Annotated in this window: 19 protein-coding genes; 11 read left to right on the top strand and 8 right to left on the bottom strand. The window is 57.7% G+C overall.

Annotated elements, in window-relative coordinates; genetic code table 11:
* Positions 1-29: 29 nt before the first annotated feature.
* Positions 30-743 carry a class II aldolase/adducin family protein gene (locus ACFQO4_RS18790; RefSeq protein ID WP_500262385.1) on the bottom strand — a complete coding sequence of 238 codons (714 nt, stop codon included), beginning with the start codon at positions 741-743 and terminating at the stop codon, positions 30-32.
* Positions 744-918: 175 nt separating this feature from the next.
* Here ACFQO4_RS18790 and ACFQO4_RS18795 point away from each other — a divergent pair, with 175 nt between their 5' ends.
* The 7 genes from ACFQO4_RS18795 to ACFQO4_RS18825 all read left to right on the top strand — a co-directional run bounded on the left by ACFQO4_RS18795 (position 919) and on the right by ACFQO4_RS18825 (position 9967).
* Entirely contained in the window at positions 919-1641 is a 723-nt protein-coding gene (locus tag ACFQO4_RS18795) for an ABC transporter ATP-binding protein (RefSeq protein WP_500262386.1), read from the top strand.
* On the top strand, positions 1634-2383 hold the full coding sequence (locus tag ACFQO4_RS18800) for an ABC transporter ATP-binding protein (RefSeq protein WP_500262387.1): 750 nt from the start codon (positions 1634-1636) through the stop codon (positions 2381-2383). The genes ACFQO4_RS18795 and ACFQO4_RS18800 overlap by 8 nt, the downstream gene beginning before the upstream one ends.
* Before the next feature lie 213 nt (positions 2384-2596).
* Positions 2597-3796 (top strand): ABC transporter substrate-binding protein, encoded by a 1200-nt coding sequence (locus ACFQO4_RS18805; RefSeq protein ID WP_500262388.1) that lies wholly within the window; start codon positions 2597-2599, stop codon positions 3794-3796.
* Positions 3797-4365: 569 nt separating this feature from the next.
* Positions 4366-5481 carry a cupin domain-containing protein gene (locus ACFQO4_RS18810; protein WP_500262389.1) on the top strand — a complete coding sequence of 372 codons (1116 nt, stop codon included), beginning with the start codon at positions 4366-4368 and terminating at the stop codon, positions 5479-5481.
* Between the two features lie 141 nt (positions 5482-5622).
* The gene (locus tag ACFQO4_RS18815; RefSeq protein ID WP_500262390.1) at positions 5623-7725 is read left to right on the top strand and encodes a hydantoinase/oxoprolinase family protein; all 2103 of its coding nucleotides are present in this window, start codon (positions 5623-5625) and stop codon (positions 7723-7725) included.
* On the top strand, positions 7725-9680 hold the full coding sequence (locus ACFQO4_RS18820; RefSeq protein WP_500262391.1) for a hydantoinase B/oxoprolinase family protein: 1956 nt from the start codon (positions 7725-7727) through the stop codon (positions 9678-9680). The genes ACFQO4_RS18815 and ACFQO4_RS18820 overlap by 1 nt, the downstream gene beginning before the upstream one ends.
* Positions 9677-9967 (top strand): acetone carboxylase subunit gamma, encoded by a 291-nt coding sequence (locus ACFQO4_RS18825; RefSeq protein ID WP_500262392.1) that lies wholly within the window; start codon positions 9677-9679, stop codon positions 9965-9967. The genes ACFQO4_RS18820 and ACFQO4_RS18825 overlap by 4 nt, the downstream gene beginning before the upstream one ends.
* Before the next feature lie 63 nt (positions 9968-10030).
* Here ACFQO4_RS18825 and ACFQO4_RS18830 read toward each other — a convergent pair whose 3' ends face one another.
* Positions 10031-10795, bottom strand: a complete 765-nt coding sequence (locus ACFQO4_RS18830; RefSeq protein ID WP_500262393.1) for a nitroreductase family protein — start codon at positions 10793-10795, stop codon at positions 10031-10033.
* Positions 10796-11014, bottom strand: a complete 219-nt coding sequence (locus ACFQO4_RS18835) for a ferredoxin (RefSeq protein ID WP_500262394.1) — start codon at positions 11012-11014, stop codon at positions 10796-10798.
* A gap of 384 nt (positions 11015-11398) precedes the next feature.
* On the opposite strand from ACFQO4_RS18835, the gene ACFQO4_RS18840 reads away from it, so the two are divergent.
* Positions 11399-11566 carry a hypothetical protein gene (locus ACFQO4_RS18840; RefSeq protein WP_500262395.1) on the top strand — a complete coding sequence of 56 codons (168 nt, stop codon included), beginning with the start codon at positions 11399-11401 and terminating at the stop codon, positions 11564-11566.
* A gap of 7 nt (positions 11567-11573) precedes the next feature.
* On the opposite strand, the gene ACFQO4_RS18845 is transcribed toward ACFQO4_RS18840, so the two are convergent.
* From ACFQO4_RS18845 to nthB, 5 genes are all read right to left on the bottom strand, one after another.
* On the bottom strand, positions 11574-13160 hold the full coding sequence (locus ACFQO4_RS18845) for a phytoene desaturase family protein (RefSeq protein ID WP_500262396.1): 1587 nt from the start codon (positions 13158-13160) through the stop codon (positions 11574-11576).
* A 126-nt stretch (positions 13161-13286) separates the two neighbouring features.
* The gene (locus ACFQO4_RS18850; protein ID WP_500262397.1) at positions 13287-13907 is read right to left on the bottom strand and encodes an isochorismatase family protein; all 621 of its coding nucleotides are present in this window, start codon (positions 13905-13907) and stop codon (positions 13287-13289) included.
* Between the two features lie 83 nt (positions 13908-13990).
* Complete coding sequence (locus ACFQO4_RS18855) at positions 13991-14383, bottom strand: nitrile hydratase accessory protein (RefSeq protein ID WP_500262398.1); 393 nt, start codon at positions 14381-14383, stop codon at positions 13991-13993.
* 7 nt (positions 14384-14390) lie between these two features.
* Complete coding sequence (nthA, locus tag ACFQO4_RS18860) at positions 14391-15095, bottom strand: nitrile hydratase subunit alpha (protein ID WP_500262399.1); 705 nt, start codon at positions 15093-15095, stop codon at positions 14391-14393.
* A gap of 37 nt (positions 15096-15132) precedes the next feature.
* Complete coding sequence (nthB, locus tag ACFQO4_RS18865) at positions 15133-15870, bottom strand: nitrile hydratase subunit beta (protein ID WP_500262433.1); 738 nt, start codon at positions 15868-15870, stop codon at positions 15133-15135.
* 56 nt (positions 15871-15926) lie between these two features.
* Here nthB and ACFQO4_RS18870 point away from each other — a divergent pair, with 56 nt between their 5' ends.
* From ACFQO4_RS18870 to ACFQO4_RS18880, 3 genes are all read left to right on the top strand, one after another.
* Positions 15927-17336, top strand: coding sequence for a nitroreductase family protein (locus tag ACFQO4_RS18870; RefSeq protein WP_500262400.1), 1410 nt, complete (start codon positions 15927-15929; stop codon positions 17334-17336).
* A gap of 100 nt (positions 17337-17436) precedes the next feature.
* On the top strand, positions 17437-18324 hold the full coding sequence (locus ACFQO4_RS18875; protein ID WP_500262401.1) for a branched-chain amino acid ABC transporter permease: 888 nt from the start codon (positions 17437-17439) through the stop codon (positions 18322-18324).
* On the top strand, positions 18321-19328 hold the full coding sequence (locus ACFQO4_RS18880) for a branched-chain amino acid ABC transporter permease (protein WP_500262402.1): 1008 nt from the start codon (positions 18321-18323) through the stop codon (positions 19326-19328). Before ACFQO4_RS18875 ends, ACFQO4_RS18880 begins: the two co-directional genes overlap by 4 nt.
* Positions 19329-19376 lie beyond the last annotated feature (48 nt).

Here is a 19376-nt window from a genome sequence, read left to right on the forward strand (position 1 = left end):
CGCCGATCGGGTTCGACGGACATTCCCGCTCAGCGTTCGGCGGGGAGTCGGTCTGATAAGAACGACCACATCCGATCAATGGCGATGTCCGCGAGAATCACGTCGTCGACGACCGCCCTTAGCGACTCTTCCGGGCCGTCGTAGTAGTTTGGTTCCCCCAGAAGTTCGGCCTGAAACTGGAGCCCCGCGTTCGTCACCAGATACATCGTCCCGAGGACGGCCTCTTTGAGGTCCGCCCCCACGACGTTCGCGCCATGATTCGCTAGGAGCTGCGCTCGCGAGTCACCAAGTGTTGCCGCCATACGTTCGCCTTCCTCTTCGGTAACGACCATGCGTCCGTAGTCCGTGTCGTACGATGAGAACGTTGGAACACCTTCGTGAAAGAGCGCGCCCATGTGGTAAACCGGTTTGATATCCGTGTTTGATGCGGCGAACGGCATGATCTGCTGGGCGTGGTGGTGGACGACCGCATTGACGTGGTCGTAGTTCCGGTAGATAGCTCGGTGGATAACGGTTTCTAGATACGGACGGTCGTCGTCGTTGTCTATGATGGTTCCGTCGAATTCCATCGTCATCACATCATCCTCAGTCACCAGTCCCGGACTCAACGAGCGGGAGATCAGCATCTTGTCACCGTCGGGGTGGCGGACACTCAAATGACCGAACCCTTGAATGATCCCTTCATTGGCGAGTATTCTGTTGGCCGTTACAAGTTGCTGTCGTCGCTGCTTACTGTCTGTCACGTATTTTTGTTTGCTAAGAACGGTATTAGTTGTTATCCTCTGGTCGTCAGCGTCGAGCGGCAGTCGCGTTCTCAGTCCGCGATATCGGCCGCATTCAACCGCACGTAAGGGGAAGCCGACACAGGAGAATAGTTTGCCGATGTTTTTAAATACGTGTGCGAAAGATACCCTACCAATGCTAAGTACATCAGACCTTTCCAAGAATTTCAGCGGATTCTATGCCATCCGCCAAGTCGACTTCGAGCTAGAGGAGGGCGAGCTTCACGGGCTTATTGGACCGAATGGTGCCGGGAAGACGACGATGTTCAACCTTCTCACCGGCGAACTGTCACCCACGGAAGGCGAGATCAGGTTTAAAGACGAGGACATTACCGGCGCAAGTCCGATGGAGATCACCCGGCTGGGAATCGGGCGATCGTTCCAGATAGTCCAGAATTTCCCGGAGATGACCGTTCGCGAGCACCTGCGGCTCGCGATCCGCAACGAGAAGAAGACGTTAACAAGCGTCTTCGAGAACGCCGAGAAGTACGATGACGAGATACGGTCCATCGCCGATCGGGTGACCTTATCCGATCGGCTTGACGATGAGGTGCAGAATCTCTCTCATGGGGATAAGCGATTCCTCGAAATCGGAATGGTACTCGGGATCGATCCGGAATTAATCCTGCTCGATGAACCGGCGGCCGGACTCAACCAGTCCGAAACGGTTGTGTTGCGCGATATCCTTCGGGAGATCCGATCTGAATATACAATCTTACTCGTGGATCACGACATAGAACTCGTTCGAGAACTGTCGGACAGGATCACTGTGCTTCACCAAGGAGAGATCCTCTCGCAGGGATCGCCTAAAGAGATCGACAATGATGAGCAGATCAAGGAGGTGTATCTCGGTGAGTAACGCGTCGTCTTCAACCGATGTCGGCGAGAGCATAGAGCCCCTGCTATCGATTTCGGATGTAAACGCGTTTTATGGGGAAAGCCAGGCGCTCTTCGACGTTTCCGTCGAGGTGGGAGACAACGAGGTCGTCGGCATCTTCGGTCGAAACGGGATGGGAAAAACCACACTGCTTCGAAGCATCGTCAACCAAACTGTGCAGAGTACCGGGACAATCACGTTCCGCGGCCAGAACATCTCAAACTGGAAGGGGAGCCGTATTGTCAGGAACGGTATCGCCTTCGTTCCCGAAGAGCGAGCCGTGTATCCGAACTTAACGGTCGAAGAGAACCTACGACTTGCGAGCCCACGGGATATCTCGAAATCAGAGTTTCAGGACCGTCTCAACGGGATTTACGAGAGGTTTGAGCGGTTAGACGAACGAAGGACCCAAAAAGGAGGGACTCTGAGCGGTGGCGAACAGCAGATGCTCGCGATCGCCCGAGGACTGATCACTGAACCCGATCTACTCTTGCTCGATGAGCCGACTGAAGGGCTTGCCCCCGTGATCATCGAAGATGTCGTCGACATCATCAAGGACCTCTCACAAGAAGATCGATCGGTTGTCCTCGTAGAACAGAGCATAAACCGAACCTTGCCGCTGATTGATCGGGGTTACATTCTCGAGAACGGCCGGGTCGTGGTTGACGCTGGACCGGATCGTCTCGCAGACGAGTCACTCCAAGACGAGTACTTAACCGTGTGAGCTATGATGTGCGCTCGTTTTCTCAAGAATTGAAGTCGATAGATCATCTCAGTACTTCTGGTGGCCTATCAAAGTACCGTCGTTTGGTGAAGAGATTGACTTCCAAACATATAGGCTACAGTGCGGAAACGTGCGAGCAGTTGCAATATTCGAACGAAAAGAAATAAAATAACTGTCATAATGTTTTTAAGCGTAGTTTCCGTCATCTGATGCATGGGGAACAACAGAAGATCCTTTCTGAAAGCGTCTGGAAGCCTCGGCGTCGCCACCATAGCTGGCTGCGTAGGCGGTGGGGACGATGGTGACACGCTAAAGATTGGCGCACCCATCCCGCTCTCGGGTCCGATCGCAATATTCGGACAGGAGAACGAACGAGGATACGAGTTCGCGCTAGAACAGCTGGACAACGAGATTCTCAGCAACGAAGTAGAACTTATCATCGAAGACACGAATGCAGAACCGTCGACGGCCCTAGAACGAACCAGGAAACTCGTTCAACAGGATGAGGTCGACGCGCTGGTTGGGATCTCGGATAGCGCGGCTGGTATTAGCGTCGCGGAGTATATTGAAGAGGATGCACAGATCCCGCACATAGTATCTCAGGTTGGCACTGTGGAAGCGAGGGAAAATCCGGAAAACTGTCACAGCTACCAGTTCTTCCCTTGGCCAAGTATGCGCCAACAGAACCTTGGCGTCATTGAATTTATCGAGAATGATCTTGCAGAGGCAGCTGACGAAGACATCGACACAAGCAGAATACATTTTGTTGGTGAAGACTATGAGGGAGGACAGTCAGCGCTGAATATCATGAACGAAATCTTCAACGGAGAAGTCACCGGCAATACGATGCCGCCACAGGGCGAGACAGACTACTCGTCGTATTTTCCCTCAATCGAAAACGCCGACGCCGATCTTATCACTGGATTCATTCCTGGACAGGCGGCTGTCCGGTTTGTGAACCAAGCAGCTGATTACGGCCTCACCGAACAGAAGACACTGTGCATGCTTGGGGACACCCACTCGCAGATCCCACTGTCCCAACAGGGGAGTTCCGCGAACGGGTGTTTCTCTTCTCACTGGTACGATGATACGCGTGATAATGAACTCAATAACGAGTTCAAGGAATGGTACGAGAACAACTACGATCTGCCGCCGAACGACATAGCCGTGAATGGTTTCAACCAACTATATTCACTTGGAAGGGCCATGGAAGAAGCGGGAAGTACAGACCCGGATGACGTAGTTGGCCAGCTTGAAGGGTTCACGTTTGGCTCCCCGATGGGTGAGCTCACATACCGTGACTCGGACCACCAAACCGAGCTGAACTTCGTCGGATTCAGCGTTGAGGACGGACAGCGGAACACCATCGGAAACTACGACAGCATCATTGGAGAGGCGTACTGCGACGTCTAAACGGAGCGTTCGCAGAACACCGTAATCCACTCGATCAATCAAAGGGCCAACGTACGCCAGTGAGATTGTCAGTATCATACGGTCGGAATGGGGAATCGGTCTATCGGTCAAACTTCGCACGCTAATCGCAGTGTACCTTTTTGGACTAATTGAGTTGTATCTCCGGTCCGCGTCGAAGGACGTTTGACGTAAACGATATTCTTTTTGGGTCTCGTACCGATGTGTATTGACATGGCCGAATTCGAAAACCCATATGCCGAGGCGAACCCATTCGTGGAAGCGCACTTCGACTGTCTGAGTTGCGGAGGGAAACTTTGGGAGTATGCCATCCAGCGACAGATGGTCTGTGAAGACTGTCGATCGGTATTCACTTCCGACAAAATCTTTGAAGTTCAAACGTAGTCGTTCCTTGGGTGCACAGACATTTGCTACCACCGTAGAGTGTGACATTCCCTATCGTAATCTGATTCAACGACGAGACAACCGAGAGCCTACTCCTAACTGGAAGTCGGCTGTCTGCCGGAGCCCCATACACTTAAGATGATTCTGCCCCAATAAATTACTAAACTATGACCCAGCAAGAGCCAGAGAATCACGAGTCGAATGAGAAGGATCCAGAAGATCTCTTAGAGTTGAGTTCCAAGACTCAAAACATTTTGGACGACCATAGTCTCCGCCCTCTATGGGAGGTTGAGAAAGATATGGGAAACGTCTTCGGAGATCTCGAGGCAGACATCTGGAAATGGGAGAACATCAAGACCGCTATTGACGCCATCGAAGAGGACGTCCCCATCGCCGATCTGCCACCGGGGTTCCAGCGCCGGGTCGCGGTTCCGATCAGCAAGTCGCTCGGAGGAAACGCGATTTCGAACACGATATACATGGGCGTCCAGACGGTCTCCCCCGGGGAGACCGCCCCGTCCCACCGTCACGGCGCCAACGCCCTGCGGTTCACCATCGACGGCCACGAGGACATGAAGACCGTCGCCGCGGGAGAGGAGTTCCCGATGGAGGACAACGACCTCATCACGACACCCCAGTGGGAGTGGCACGACCACGTCAACGACGGCGACGAAACCGCCGCCTGGCTCGACGTACTCGACCTGCCGCTCGTTCTGGATTCGATGAACTCCCGGAACGTCTTCGAGAACCACGAACTCGAGCGCCAGCCCGTCACGAAGACGCAGGGCTACTGGGACTCCCAGTATGGTCGAGGCCGACCCGCCGACGAGGCAAATCAGGACGGCATTCCCGGCCCGTTCGAAGGGAACTGCGAGGCGACGCCACCCTACCGGTTCGGCTGGGACGAGATGGTGGAGTCGCTCGAACAGCGCGCCGACAACGACGACCCCGACCCCCACGACGGGTACAGCCTCGCATACGTCAACCCGGCGACGGGCGAACCGCCGCTGTTCCCGACGATGTCATTCCGCGCGCAACTGCTTCAGGAAGCGACCGATCCCCACTTCCACAACGCGACGGAGGCCTACTTCGTTATCGAGGGCGAGGGCGCGACCCACGTCGGCGACAAGGCCCTCGAGTGGAGTCAGTGGGACATCTTCGTCGTGCCGCCAGACGAGATTCACCACCACGAACCGGACGGCGAGGCGACCCTACTGGGGATCACCGACCGACCGGTGTTCGAGGCGTTCAACTTCTACGCCGAAGCCGAACCGTCGTCGTAACCGCGTCAGTGGTCGCGCGGCCGCCGTCTCCGTTTTTCCGACGTACGCGCGATACCGGTAGTGATCCGTCCATTCGCGAACGGCGGCTTCGCGTGCAACAATAGCTATAAATAATGTTGTATGGTAATATACTGTGTTTGTATGACAGTAATTGTCGGAGTAGACACCGGAGGAACATTCACAGATTCAGCCGTCGTGGATCAGGACGACGGGTCCCGGATCACGGGCAAAGCTTCGACGACGCCGTCGGACCCCTCGAAAGGCGTGCTGAACTCGCTGCGCAACGCCGCGGACAACGCGGACCGTCCGCTCGACGAACTGCTCGCGGACGCCGAGGTGTTTTTCCACGGGACCACGCTGACGACGAACACCGTCCTTGAGCGGACGGGTAGCAGCGTCGGGTTGATAACGACGCGCGGGCAGCGAGACGCGGTCCACATCGGCCGAATCACGACCAGAACGGAGGGACTGACCCACAGCGAGGTGAAGCACTTCGCCCAGCACGAGAAGCCGGAGCCGATCGTCCCCAAGCACCTGATCCGCGAAGTGGACGAGCGGGTCGACTACAAAGGAGCGGAGATCGTCGAGCTAGACGAGACGCAAGTTCGGGACGCGGTCGCCGATCTGGCCGACCGGGTGGACGCAATCGCAGTCAGCCTGCTGTGGAGTTTCAGGAACGCTGAACACGAACGGCGCGTCGCAGAGATCGCTCGAGAGGTCGCGCCCGAGACGCCGGTGTTCGTCTCCGGCGAGATCGCTCCGAAACTCGGCGAGTACGAGCGGGCGATAACGACAGTCGTCAACGGGTACACGGCGCCCGTGATGGCGTCGTACACCGACACGCTGGTCGAACGGCTCGAGGACGGCGGGCTCGACTGCGCGGTGTACATGATGCAGAGCACCGGCGGCGTGCTCCCGATCGCCGACGCTGACGAGCAGGCGGTGTCGACGATCGGCTCCGGTCCGACCGGCGGGATCAGCGGCTCCCGGTTCATCGGCCGCAAGACTGGTTACGAGAACGTGATCTGCACCGACGTCGGCGGGACGAGCTTCGACGTCGGCCTGGTCATCGACGGAGAGCTACAGACGTCGCCGACGATGAACGTCCAGAAGTACACGCTGTTCCAGCCCGCGGTCGACGTCGAATCGATCGGAAGCGGGGGCGGTTCGATCGCGTGGATCGATGACGCCGGCGCGATCCACGTCGGGCCGAAAAGTTCCGGGGCGGATCCCGGTCCGGCGTGCTACGGTCGCGGCGGGACCGAACCGACGGTCACTGACGCGGACTTGCTCCTCGGGTACCTCGACCCCGAGTACTTCCTAGGCGGCCGACAGGACCTCGACGTCGACGCGGCGCGGTCGGCGATGGCCGAGCGCGTGGCCGAACCGCTGGACATGACCGTCGACGACGCCGCGGCGGGCGTGTTCGAGATCGTGAATGCCGCGATGTCGGATTTGCTCCGCGAGGTCACTATCGAGCGGGGGTACGACCCTCGCAACTTCTCGATCTTCGCCTACGGCGGCGCAGGGCCGCTTCACGCGCCGTTCTACGGTGAGGAACTCGGTGCAGAGTCGATCGTCGTTCCGTTGGGCGACACCGCGTCGGTGTTCTCGGCGTTCGGCATCTCGGCGTCCGACCTCATGTACGTCGAAGAGCTCTCTGAACCGGCCACCGAACCGTTCGACCCCGATCGGCTCGCCGCGACGTTCGAGTCGCTCGAGTCCCGAATTCGGGACCGGTTCGACCGGGAGGGGTTAGACGAGAGCGACGTATCGCTCGTTCGCGAAGCGGACCTGCAGTACGCGGAACAGGTCCACCAGGTCAGCGTCGGCGTCCCCGCCGGCGACCTGTCGGAGGCCGATGCGACCGACCTCGTCGCTCGGTTCGAGGACGAGTACGAGTCGCTGTACGGGGGCGGCGCCGCGTACTCGGAAGCGGAGGTGCAACTGATCAACCAGCGCGTCCTCGCGACGGCGACGACGGTCGATCCGACGATGCGAACGGACGACCGGGGCGCGCGAGCGGACGGAGCGTTCTGGAAGACGCGCGAGGTGTACTGGCCCTCGGAGTCCTCGTTCGTCGAGACGGACATCCACGACGGCGAAAAACTGGGGCAGGGCGATGATATCGAGGGACCAGCCGTCGTACAGCTTCCCGATACGACGATTCCGGTTCGTCCCCACCAGCAGGCGACAGTCGACAGGTACGGGAACGTCGTCCTCACGGCGGGAGGTGAGCGATAATGGCGACGATCCCCGGAGCGGACAAGTTCGACGCGGAGGAGGGACTCGACGAAGACGCGATCGCGGCGGACCTGGAACTCCACGAACCCCCCGAAGATCACGAGGTCGACGAGATAACCTTCGAGGTACTCCGTCACCGGCTCTGGCAGATCAACGAGGAGCAGGGCGAGACGCTCAAGCGGATCAGCGGGTCGCCGATCGTGACCGACGCGAACGACTTCAACGTGACCATCGCCGACGAACGGGGCGACGTGGCGAACTTCGGGACGTACGTAACCGTACACGCCGGCGTCGTGGACATGTTGCTCAAGTGGACGCTCGAACACCGGTCCGAGAACCCGGGGATCCGCGAGGGGGACATGTTCCTGTCGAACGACCCCTGGATCGGGATCGCCCACCAGAACGACGTGTCCGTCGTGGCGCCGGTGTTCCACGACGGAGAACTGTTCGCCTGGACGTCGTCGACGCTCCATCAGGTCGACCTCGGCGGCACCAACCCCGGAAGCTTCTGCATCGACGCGACCGACGTCTACGACGAAGCGACGCCGACACCGCCGATCAAAATCGTCGAGAACGGAGAGATCCGCGACGACGTGGAGGAGATGTTCCTCCGGCGCTCGCGGGTGCCGTCGCAGGTGGGGATGGACCTCCGCGCCCAGGTCGCCGCCAATGACGTCGCCAGAGAGCGGTTGACCGACCTGATCGAGCAGTACGGGGCCAACACCGTGAAGGCGGTGATGAAGCGATCGATGGATCACGCCGAGGAGATGCTACGACAGCGCCTCGACGATCTCCCCGACGGCGTTTGGCGGCACGTCGACTACCAGGAGGTGTCGAGGACGGGCGACCGCAGCGTGTATCGCGCCGACATGGAACTCAGAAAGTCGGGTGACTCGCTCGTGTTCGAGGTCGACGCCGATCCCCAGACCGGGATGATCAACTGCGCCTACCCGACGCTCCGGGGGTCGATCTGGTCGGTCATACTGCCGCTACTCTGTCACGACATCCCGTGGGCGTTAGGCGGTATCGACCGCGTCATCGAGATCGAGGCGACGGAGGGCACGATCGTCAACGCCACGTTCCCCACGGGGACGAGTATGGGATCGACGAGCGGCGGGTGGCAGTCGATGAACCTGGCGCTCCAGTGCGTGTCCAAGATGCTCGGGGCCAGCGAAGAGTACGAGAGCGACCTGATCGCCGGATCGAGCGGAGTGCACGCGAACACGGTCATGATGGGCGCAGACCAGCGCGGCGATCCGTTCGTGACGATGCTCATGGACAGCATGACGAGCGGGTGGGGCGGACGCTCCGGGATGGACGGTATCGACACCGCGGGCGAGTTTCTCGTCCCCAGCGGGCTCGCGCCGAACGTGGAACTCAACGAACTCAAGTTCCCGATCCTCACCCTGTTCCGCGAGGAACTTACGGACTCCGGCGGGCCGGGCGAATACCGCGGCGGCGTCGGTGCCCACTCCTGTCTGATCCCTCACGACACCGACGCGCCGATCACGCATGTCCTCTCGACGTTCGGGATGGCGATGCCGACGGGCGTCGGCATCAGCGGCGGGTATCCGCCGAGCACAGTGCGTTGGGAGATGATCCGGGACTCGAACGTCCACGACCTACTGGAAGACGGGATCGTTCCGGGCGACCAGGACGCCATCAGCGGCGACAGGGACGTCCTCCCGCCGAAAGTCCAGACCCAGCAGCGGGCCGACGAAGCGTTCTACTGTCGCTGGATGGGCGGCGGCGGGTTCGGCGACCCACTGGACCGGGATCCTGACCGCGTCGCCAAGGACGCCCGCAACGAGTATGTCTCCCGCGAGGAGGCCGAGCGGACGTACGGCGTGGTACTAGACGACGAGTTCGACGTCGACGAGGCGGCGACCGAAGCGCGCCGCGGAGAGATCAGGGACGAACGTCTCGAAGCCGACAAGTGGGGTGATGAGCGATGAAGCAACTCGACACACACCTGGCGGAGACCACCGTCGACGGCGCCCGAGTCATCGTCTGTCGGCGCTGTGAGGAAGTTCTCTGTTCGAGCGACGAGAACTACAAGCGCCACGCGCTGTGCGATCGGAAGCCGCTCCCCGAAGCGGGGTCGCTGGTGAACGATCCGACGGAGTTCGTCGACGACGAGATGGAGTTCAGACAGTACTACTGTCCGGGTTGTGCCACGCTACTCGAGAACGAGGTGATCCTCGCTGAACTGGATCCGATTCACGACAAAGAACTCCGGTAGCACGGCGAACGGTTGACCCGTCCGACTTGGCGAAATTTCGACTTTGTGGTGGAGTACGGGCCGCTACTCGCCGTTTTCGTCGTTAAACAGTTCCTCTTTGGGAATCAGTTTCCCATCCCCGCGGTACCGCGACCGGCGAACCTGATCGATGTCCTTCAGGAGTTCATCTTCCTCGCGGAAGCGCGATCGGTCGTACGAGCCGCGATGGACGAGATCCTCAACCGGGTGCCGGTACCGCGTCTCTTGGTACTTGAGGGGGTAGCCGATCGGGAGCGTGGCGGGCATGTCGTAGATGTTCGGAATGTCGAGCAGGGCTCGGATCTCCTCCTTGTGGTGGCTGAAACAAGACGCGGATGTCGTTGAGAGACCGAGGGATGTCGCGGCGAGCCAGATCGCGTAGATGGCGTTGGCGATGCTGTGCTGGAATATCTCCTCGTTGAGTTGCTCCTCGCCCTCGATCTGGGGATACGCCTTATCCGGGATGCGCCTATCGCCGATCGGGATGATGTACAGGGGCACCTCGCACATCCATCGCTTGTTGTCGACCGGGAAGTCCGGATCGCCTTCGGCGTACTGGTCGTCGTAGTATTCGACGTAGATATCGCCGATAGCCCGGATCGTGTCCGGGTCAGTCACGACGACGAATTCCCAGGGTTGAGAGTTAGCGCCTGACGGTGCCCATCGGGCAGCTTCGAGGAGCTGATCGATCTTCTCGTCCTCGACTGGTTTGTCCTTGTACCCGCGCACTGCGCGACGGCTTTGTAGCACTTCGAGCAGTTGGTCGTACCGTTCGGGTGCGACGTACCGTTCCTGGTTTTCGACACTCATCTACTGTTCCTCGCGAGGATCGATCGAGATGGCCCCGACCGGGCAGTTCTGTGCGGTGAGTTCCAGTTGCTCTGTGCCATCGGGTTTCCAGCCATCTTCGTTGTGAACATATGCGCGGCCGTTGGCAGCCGGCATCTTGAACACCTCATTCATCATCTCCGGACAGAGGCCACAACCGATGCACCGCTTCTGGTCCACTCGTGGCTCGTACTTGGGCATACAGTAACAATGCACAATGACTCGTATATACCTTTTTGTTGTGTGTTTTCTTATCTCTCAAGTATGATTGAACGGTAGACGCCCTCGTTAAGTTTCATTGATAAAATTACTTAGTATCTATGATTTATATGACGATTATAGAAAGAGAATCTAACGAATCAAGGACCGTTCGGACTACATACACTCTCCTCGTACTCCTCATCTGGTCAATCGACAGGTCGTGGAATGGTGAGGGTGAATTTACGATACATGGTTCAAATGGCCGGGCGGATCAATTACGTTGGCCTTTTTCGTTCCATGGAGACCTTTCGTCTGGAGCGAAATACCCCTATATGCAGGAGCTGTACACCGTTTGGAACGCGTATCAGGACTGGAGGAAATGCGATGCGCGAAGGAATGGGGTTCGGCACGAACACCGACATCTACAATCCGGACTGGCGCGACGTGTCGGTTATGTACGGCGATACGATCGTCAAGACCGAAAGCGATCCGGAAACTCACCGAAACGCCGGCCAATCTCATAGGCTGACGAGATCACGGCAACGCCAGTAGCAGTCGCTCAAACGTCGATTTCCGGCGGCCGCCACCACTTATCGAGACCGAAGTCGTCGACGATCACTCCCGCACAGTTGTACCCGGGAGCGCAAGTGATACTACCACCGGGGTGCGTCGGCGCACCTGATAGATAGAGGTTTCCGATCGGCCCGCTGTAGGACGGGCGGTTGTCCATCAGCTGCTCAGGACCCCAGTTTCCACCGCTCCGGCTACCCTGAATCATATTCCGGTGGGTCCGCGCAATATCGAGCGGTGAGTAAGCGTACTTATCGACGATGATGTCATCCTCTCTGACGTTCGGGGCATACTCTGCGAGTTTGTCGATGCAGACCTCCATGAACTCGTCTTTGACCTCATCCCAGTACTCCGGCCCTTCGTCTTCTACGTTCCACGGAGACGGTGCCCACAGGTAGGCTGTGTGTTTCTCATCGGGAGCCTGTGAAGGGTCAAGTACAGTGACCGACCCAGCACTCATAACAGGCTCGTCGGGGAGCTCGTTCGTCTTCGCCGACTCGCTGACGCGCTTTATGTCATCGGGGGACTCAATACCGAGGGTGAACTTGACAGCACGTTGCATATCCGGGTTAAACTTCACAGAACTGAACTCAAGTGGTTCGTCGAGCGCTAGGTGGACGCCGAACAGCGGGCCCTCCATCAGTTCGTATTTCTCTTCTATTTCTCTGATGAACTGTTCTTCGAGATGTTCGCGGCCAACTAGGTTCAGGTACGTCTGCGGATAGTGGACATTCGAAACGACAATATCGGTCTCAATGGGCGTTCCGTCCACGAGCGTGATTCCCGTGGCAGTGCCGTTTTCGACCGTTACGCTATCAACGAGGCTGTCTAAGTACAGGTCGCCGCCGTAGTGTTCGAAGCAATTCACGAGCGACTGGGCGTACTGATTGGATCCACCCCGAGCGATCTGGAGATTGTGCCAGCCATCGAACGCGTGGATAAGTGATCCGTCAATCCCTTGTTCGAATGGGTGGGGGCCGACGGCCTGATCCATGATCGTCAGTAGTCCTTGGACATGCTCGTTCTCGAAATGCTCGGTGATCACGTCGACAGGCGATCGAGTGATAATATCTAGGTACCGTTCGCCCTTCTCGGTTCCCTCAAAGATTTCCCTTCGCTCTTCGAGGCTTCGCGGCGGGTTGTACCACTCCGGGCGCTGGATGTTGTGTGCTAGTTGCATCCAATCGTAGTACAGTTCTTCGTACGTCTCGGCGTCTTCCTCCGAGAACCGGGCAATCTCGCGCTTCGTCAGCAACGGGTCCGAGTAGAGCATCAACGCTCTACCGTCACTCGTCGGAAGCCCCACCTTCGTAACGGGGTCGATGAGCTGCGCACCGAACCGCTCTAATGCCAGGTCTTTGTGGACCGGCGACTCCCTCACATTCAGGAAGTTTATCGCGTGGTTGTTTCGCAGAAACTGCGGGTGATCTTCGAAGGCCTCGGTGTACATACCTCCGCCGGGTTCGGACCGTTCCTCGAAAATCGCCACATTCAGACCGGCCTTCGCGAGGTAACAGCCGGCAGTTAGTCCGTTGTGTCCCGAGCCGATGATGACGGCATCGTACGTAGTTGTCATGGTGAACGATTACATTATCATGATCCATTAGCATAAAATTGAGTAGTAGGGGGAGGTCAGCAGCTTAACCGGCCATATTAGGGAAATAATTGATAGAACCGAGCGTCGTTCAGAGCTTCGTCAGTATCACCTGAGCGCATCTGTGACTGCGTCGAGCGACAGGACGTCGGCGTACTTCGCGTCCATGTCGAACAGATTCGCTTCGTGTGGTTCGGTCGCCCTGTCGCCGACGCAGTCCTTGGCTACGATTGTGCGGTACCCGTTCGAGCAGGCGTCCACGACGGTCGCGCGAACGCATCCGGACGTTGTCGCGCCTGCCACGACAACTGTATCGACCCCCTCATGGGTGAGTACGCTGTCCAATTTGGTTTCGAAGAACGCGGACGGCTGCCGTTTGTCAATGACCATGTCCTCGTCCATGACCGAAAGCCGCGGATCGATATCGGTCCAGCCCGACCCCTCGCAGAGGGCATCGGCACTAGATATCTTTTCTGCGAACGGCCCCCCGTCGCGGAGGTCGTCGCGGTACTTCGTGATTGTGAAAAACACCGGAAGTCTAGCCCTCCGGGCAGCGCGCACGAGTGTTTCCGTCTCCGCGACCTCGGTGTCCAAGTTACTACCGAGCGGGCAGCTGGGGTCGGTAAACGCTGTCTGCAGATCGACTACGACAACCGCCGGTCGATCGCCGAACCCAATGTCCTCCGTAAACCCCGCTCGCTGGTAGGCGTCTTCGATGTTCGCTGTCATTGTAAGTCGACACCACTAATATTCGTTCGCTGGTGCGAGAGAAGTACATTACGGTCGCCGAGCAGATCGACTTCGAGACGAAGTCAGTTTGCGCCGTCACCGTTGACGACGAACTCTGATGCGTCGCGAACACCGGACTCGAACTCGGCCGCGCGCCGGTCGATCTTATGTTCGGTCAGCATGTCATTCGCCACTAGTGTCGCCTCGAGCGCCTCTAACCATAGTTCGTAGTAGGCTCGTTCGTGATCTCTTTCGAGCCGTTCCCGGCCGGCGTCTTGGATGTATTCTACGAACCGATCGTTGAACGCGGACCACTCCAGGTCGTGGTGTTCGCAGAGAGCCCGGGCGATACTGAACGCCCGCGCCTGCCAGGGCGCATCGAACGCGACGCGGTCGTCCGGGCTCGGCGGTTCCGCGTCGAGAAACGCCGCGATCGAACTGTCGTCGATTCCCTCGGATGAGGAATGTTTGTTCATGGATATATCACCTCGTTATTAGGCGTTCAACGCCGACCATGGCGTCACGGGTGACGAGGTCCGCTAGTTCGGCTTCGGAATCGCCCTCTGTTTCCGGTGGACGGCGAGGGAGAACGAGATAGCGCAGGTCCGAGGTGGCATCCCACACGTGAATATCAACGGAGTCCGGCAGGTCGAGACCGAACTCTCGAAGCACCGATCGAGGTTCTCTGACCATTCGAGAGCGGTATTCTGGTGACTTGTACCAAGTCGGGGGGAGGCCAAGTAACGACCAGGGATAACACGAACACAGCGTGCAGACGGTTACGTTGTGCTCGTCCCGTGTGTTTTCGACGACCTCGATGTGTTGGTCACCGATATCGAAGTCGAATTCCGCGATCGCTGCGTCCGCGTTATTGAGCAGTCTCCGCTTGAACGAGGGGTTAGTCCACGCCTTGGCGACCACGCGTGCGCCGTTCTGTGGACCGACGTCCTCCTCGTACGACGAAATGGTTGTCTCGACAGCGTCGACCGAGACAATTCCCTTCTCGGCGAGCAAAGACTGAATTGCGCGCGTGCGTGCTTCGAGTTCGGTCGACGAGTTCGGGTCAGGGTCGCCGTGATCGTGATCGTGATCGCCGTGATCGCTGTGATAATATTCATGGCGTCGCCCCTCACCCGGGGAGCCGGGAGACTGTTCGCCCTCCTTACGTTTCTCGTCAGAGTTGTCCATAGCTCATTTTCAGGTACTCGAATGGTGATAATAAACGTTACCCGCTAGAAGCCGGCGACAGGTGCCGCTCCCAGAGGTCTAGGTGTACGGCGTTCGGTTCATCGTAGGAGCCACCCCACAGTTCGCTGGTGGGAATCTCGACAGAATATACGGTGTCAATGTCCGCGTTTTTGTAGTTAACCACCGTCTCGGGAACGGGGAACGGGCCGCGAACGGAACGAACAACGCCTTGTGCTCGTCGAGCGTACTTCGGCGTGCGAACGTGGCCTTCGGGGTGTCGATTACGGACGATGACATCTTCACCCGGTTGGAACTTGGGTTCGGGTCCGTCAGCGGTCCTGGAGAACCGATCGCTCTCGAACTCCGACCGTGCGGTGTCGACGAGATCAACGTCCATCCGGTCGGAGAAGTCGTAATCACCGTTCTCGATGGCCGTCTGCCGGCGTTCTACCTCCGCTTTCGTGAGGAGTCCCCGCTCAATACAGAGGCGTTCGATCGCCGAGAGCCACCGCTCGTAGTAGCCTGCGATCAGGTACCTCTCGGGAGGCATCCGCTCGACGGCGTGCCGGAACTCGTCCAGTTCGTAGAAGTCTTGGGCGAGCAGAAGAAGATTCATCGCGAACGCGGTCCGCTCCCAGTCAGCGTGAAACGTCGCCTCGTCTACGTCCACAGGACCGAAACCGTGCATACCTCCGAGGTCATGAACACCGTTCATAGAATCCGTATCGATTTGAGAGACCATAAGGTTCACTTCACGTTGAGTCACCGGAACCACACCGAGCAAGATCAGTTTGCGAATGAGTTATATGAACGGTCGACAAGCAGTAGTGTATGAACCGTCCTGCCAAACAGCTAGACAAGTATACGGATCTCGCACGCACGAGGCGTGCTTCGAGGGCACCGCTGCCAGACCCGTATCCAGACAGTGTACTCAGGACGATCCTCGAAACCGCGAACAGAGCACCGTCTGCCGCCGACGCTCGCCCCTGGGAGTTCATCGTCTTGACAGAAGAGGACCTCAAACGAAAACTGGCCGACATCTTCAGCGAGGAACCGAAATACAAGGGCCGCATCGACCCCACGTTCCCGCTGGCGGGCAACTCCAAGGAGTTCATCGACGCGCCGGCGACCGTACTTGTCGGCGGCGATCCACGCTACTATCGTTGGTGGCCGCAAGCCCCACCACGGGCCCCGTACGGCTCAAGAGAAAAGCTATTCCAGCAGAGTCTCGCGATGTGCACGATGACACTTCATCTCGCTGGGACCGCTGCAGGCCTCGGAACGACCTGGGTCTCGACTCGAGAGCCAACCCAAGAGAAACTTCGTGACGTACTTGACCTTCCCGAGTGGTTCCGGATCGTGTCTACGGCCCCGCTGGGCTATCCAGACCTCGACCGAGTTCCACTCTCGAAGTCGCGGATCTCTCTTGACGAGAAACTGCACGAAGACGCGTTCGACGGAGACAGCGTGCCGACTTATGAGGAGATAATGGCACGTAAGGAAGAGAGCCGCGAAGACGTCTACCAACCATCCGAAGAGGACGATAGCCGATGGGAAACGGAGATAACTCTCGACGAGTTTGCGGCGCTATCGCGGTCCCAACACAGCGCTCGCGGGTTCAAGGACGAACCCATCTCCGAGGGAACGCTTCAGCAGATTCTTGAAGCCTCTATCGAGTCGCCATCTGCGGCGAACTCCCAGCCGTGGGAGTTCATCCGTGTCCGTGACGAATCAGCCCGTCGACGGCTCGCTGATATTCTCCATTGGGAACTAGAATACAGGCAGACGGTAGATCCGGACTTCTCCGAGAGCGCGTACCGAGATACTGCGCTGCTTGACATTCCTCCGAAAAGCGTAATCGATGACGCTGCCGAGGTGATCGTTGTCGCAGGAAACCAGCACCTCGAAAAACTCTGGCCGCAAGTGCCAGACGGATCCCGGCGGAAGCTGTTCCACCACAGCATCGCTACGGCAACAACCTCGCTTCACTATGGGGCCACTGCGGCAGGGCTGGCAACGAAACTTATCACACCATACGTGGCGACCGAGGCGAAGCTTCGCGACGCGCTTAATATGCCGTCTTGGTATCGGATCGAAACAATCGCGTTGCTGGGCGTACCCGACAAGAGTCGAACCGAGGACGTAACAACGACGGACGTCGAGTCGAAGATACACCGGAACGGATTGAACGAGGCCCAGATACCGACGACTACCGAGATAGCCAGAGCGTTTCAGAACTGAATCGGCGTGTCGCATTTGTCTAACCGAAGGACCGAATACAGGCGATCACCCTAGGAGTGAAAGATAGCTTTACATGAGTTGAACGTTAGACTATATCATAATGCTTCCCATGAGCAGTATAGTAGTAGCCAATATTTCGCAGTACGCCCTGAACGGCCTCAGCACAGGGATGATCCTGTTCCTGATGGCAACCGGCTTAACGCTCATTTTCGGGCTAATTGGACTGATTAATTTCGCGCACGGCGTACTCTTCACGCTTGGCGGCTACCTCACGATGGTGATATCGACGTCCACGGGCAGCTACTGGATTGGAATCATTGCAGGGATGTTCCTCGTCGGTGCGTTCGGGCTCGTGCTCGAACGCAGCCTGCTGCACCACCTCTACGACAAGCCCCTGCTCGGATTTCTTGCGACCTTCGGCATTTGGCTGGTACTCGAAGAGCTAGTACTCTTTAACTGGGGAGGCCAATCATACTCGGTTGTATCGCCGCTTTCGGGCTCAATCGACGTATTGGGGACCAGTTATCCCACTCATAGGTTGTTCATCATCGTCGTCGGTCTCGTCGTCGCGGTCGTGTTCGGCGCAATCCTGAACTACACGAGGCTAGGGCTGGAGATACACGCGACTGCCGTCGACCAGCCGACCGCAGAAATTCTGGGCGTTCAGACCTCGAAAATTTACAGCATCACGTTCTTCACCGGAGTCGTCCTCGCAGCGTTCGCCGGTGGTCTGATCGCCCCGGTTACCTCCGTTTACCCCTCGCTCGGTACCGAGTATATGCTGTTCGCGTTTCTCATCGTCATGGTCGGTGGCCTTGGGAGTTTCCTTGGCTCGTTCTTTGTCAGCCTGGCCATCGGTCTTATTATCAGCTTCGGATCACTCTATATAGCACCGACGTACGTCACCATCGGAATCTTCGCGATAGCGATGGGATTCATCTTATTCAAACCACGAGGCCTGTTCGGCACTAGTGGGGTGATGGAATGAGCGTCAAACAACTCAAAGAGTCTATCAACGAAAGTGTTGTCGGAAAACGATTTCAGGAGTTCATAAATCATCCGAAAAGTAATTTTCTGCTGATCGGCATGGGTTATCTCCTCCTCCTCGCAGTCCCGTTTCTTACGGGAAGCTTCTTTACTCGCGTGGTCGCAGAGGCGTTGATTCTCGGTATCCTGGCGGTAGCTGTTAACATTGCTCTCGGATATGTTGGTTTACTCACACTTGCGCCCGCGGCCTTCTTCGGTATCGGAGCGTACTCGGTAGCAAAGATTGTCACCGAGTACGAAGGAACGTACCCTCTGGGGGTCGTCATTGGCGTCCTTTTGGCCGCCGTCACTGGCTTCATCATTGGCTATGCGCCGATCAAAAAGCGGATGGAGCCAGTATACTTTGCAGTATTCACACTTGCATTTGGCGTCATCGCGTACGACTTCACCTATTCCGCGACCGAGTTAACAGGCGGAGCTAACGGACTTGGTTTCGTCAGTTACCCTGAGTTCCTAGGGATTGATCTCGGTAGTGGGAATCCCCAGTATTACTTCATCCATCTTATGACGACAGTTGTACTCGCTGGTATTTATCTGCTGCTTCGGTCGGATTATCGATTGATCCTCCACGGGATCCGCCAGAACGACCGACGTATGCAGTATCTGGGCTATAATACCGGCAGAGAACAGATGATCGCGTGGGTTCTGTCGTGTTCGTTATCGGCGTTCGCTGGGGCGCTCTATGTCGGCGTGATCGGTCTCGCTGCCCCTTCAATGGTGAGTTTCGACTTGACGGGTGAGGTGATTATCTGGATCATCGTCGGCGGGATCGGGACGATAGCGGGACCGTTCATCGCCGCCGTGCTGTTGAATTTCTTGGAAGCAATTCTCGGCGGTGTCTGGGCGGAAGGGTACCTGATCATCCTAGGAATATTATTTATCTCCTTTGTCTTTCTCCTTCCCGACGGTATCATCGGAAGACTCGATAAACTCCGTGAACGGTGAGCTGTTGGCAAGATTCCGGCCTCGTCATTGATTCGCAATATCAAACTC

It is taken from the genome of Saliphagus sp. GCM10025334 (genome assembly GCF_042663485.1).
In the GTDB taxonomy this organism is placed as follows: Archaea; Halobacteriota; Halobacteria; order Halobacteriales; family Natrialbaceae; genus Natronosalvus.

Bases quoted from the DNA above. Each gene is read 5' to 3' on its own strand.
- ACFQO4_RS18880 (WP_500262402.1), top strand. From the start codon at position 18,321: ATGAGCGTCAAACAACTCAAAGAGTCTATCAACGAAAGTGTTGTCGGA.
- ACFQO4_RS18870 (WP_500262400.1), top strand. From the start codon at position 15,927: ATGAACCGTCCTGCCAAACAGCTAGACAAGTATACGGATCTCGCACGC.
- ACFQO4_RS18825 (WP_500262392.1), top strand. From the start codon at position 9,677: ATGAAGCAACTCGACACACACCTGGCGGAGACCACCGTCGACGGCGCC.
- ACFQO4_RS18875 (WP_500262401.1), top strand. From the start codon at position 17,437: ATGCTTCCCATGAGCAGTATAGTAGTAGCCAATATTTCGCAGTACGCC.
- ACFQO4_RS18810 (WP_500262389.1), top strand. From the start codon at position 4,366: ATGACCCAGCAAGAGCCAGAGAATCACGAGTCGAATGAGAAGGATCCA.
- ACFQO4_RS18855 (WP_500262398.1), bottom strand. From the start codon at position 14,383: ATGAACAAACATTCCTCATCCGAGGGAATCGACGACAGTTCGATCGCG.
- ACFQO4_RS18815 (WP_500262390.1), top strand. From the start codon at position 5,623: ATGACAGTAATTGTCGGAGTAGACACCGGAGGAACATTCACAGATTCA.
- ACFQO4_RS18805 (WP_500262388.1), top strand. From the start codon at position 2,597: ATGGGGAACAACAGAAGATCCTTTCTGAAAGCGTCTGGAAGCCTCGGC.
- ACFQO4_RS18845 (WP_500262396.1), bottom strand. From the start codon at position 13,160: ATGACAACTACGTACGATGCCGTCATCATCGGCTCGGGACACAACGGA.
- ACFQO4_RS18795 (WP_500262386.1), top strand. From the start codon at position 919: ATGCTAAGTACATCAGACCTTTCCAAGAATTTCAGCGGATTCTATGCC.
- ACFQO4_RS18820 (WP_500262391.1), top strand. From the start codon at position 7,725: ATGGCGACGATCCCCGGAGCGGACAAGTTCGACGCGGAGGAGGGACTC.
- ACFQO4_RS18850 (WP_500262397.1), bottom strand. From the start codon at position 13,907: ATGACAGCGAACATCGAAGACGCCTACCAGCGAGCGGGGTTTACGGAG.
- ACFQO4_RS18835 (WP_500262394.1), bottom strand. From the start codon at position 11,014: ATGCCCAAGTACGAGCCACGAGTGGACCAGAAGCGGTGCATCGGTTGT.
- ACFQO4_RS18830 (WP_500262393.1), bottom strand. From the start codon at position 10,795: ATGAGTGTCGAAAACCAGGAACGGTACGTCGCACCCGAACGGTACGAC.
- ACFQO4_RS18840 (WP_500262395.1), top strand. From the start codon at position 11,399: ATGCGCGAAGGAATGGGGTTCGGCACGAACACCGACATCTACAATCCG.
- nthA (WP_500262399.1), bottom strand. From the start codon at position 15,095: ATGGACAACTCTGACGAGAAACGTAAGGAGGGCGAACAGTCTCCCGGC.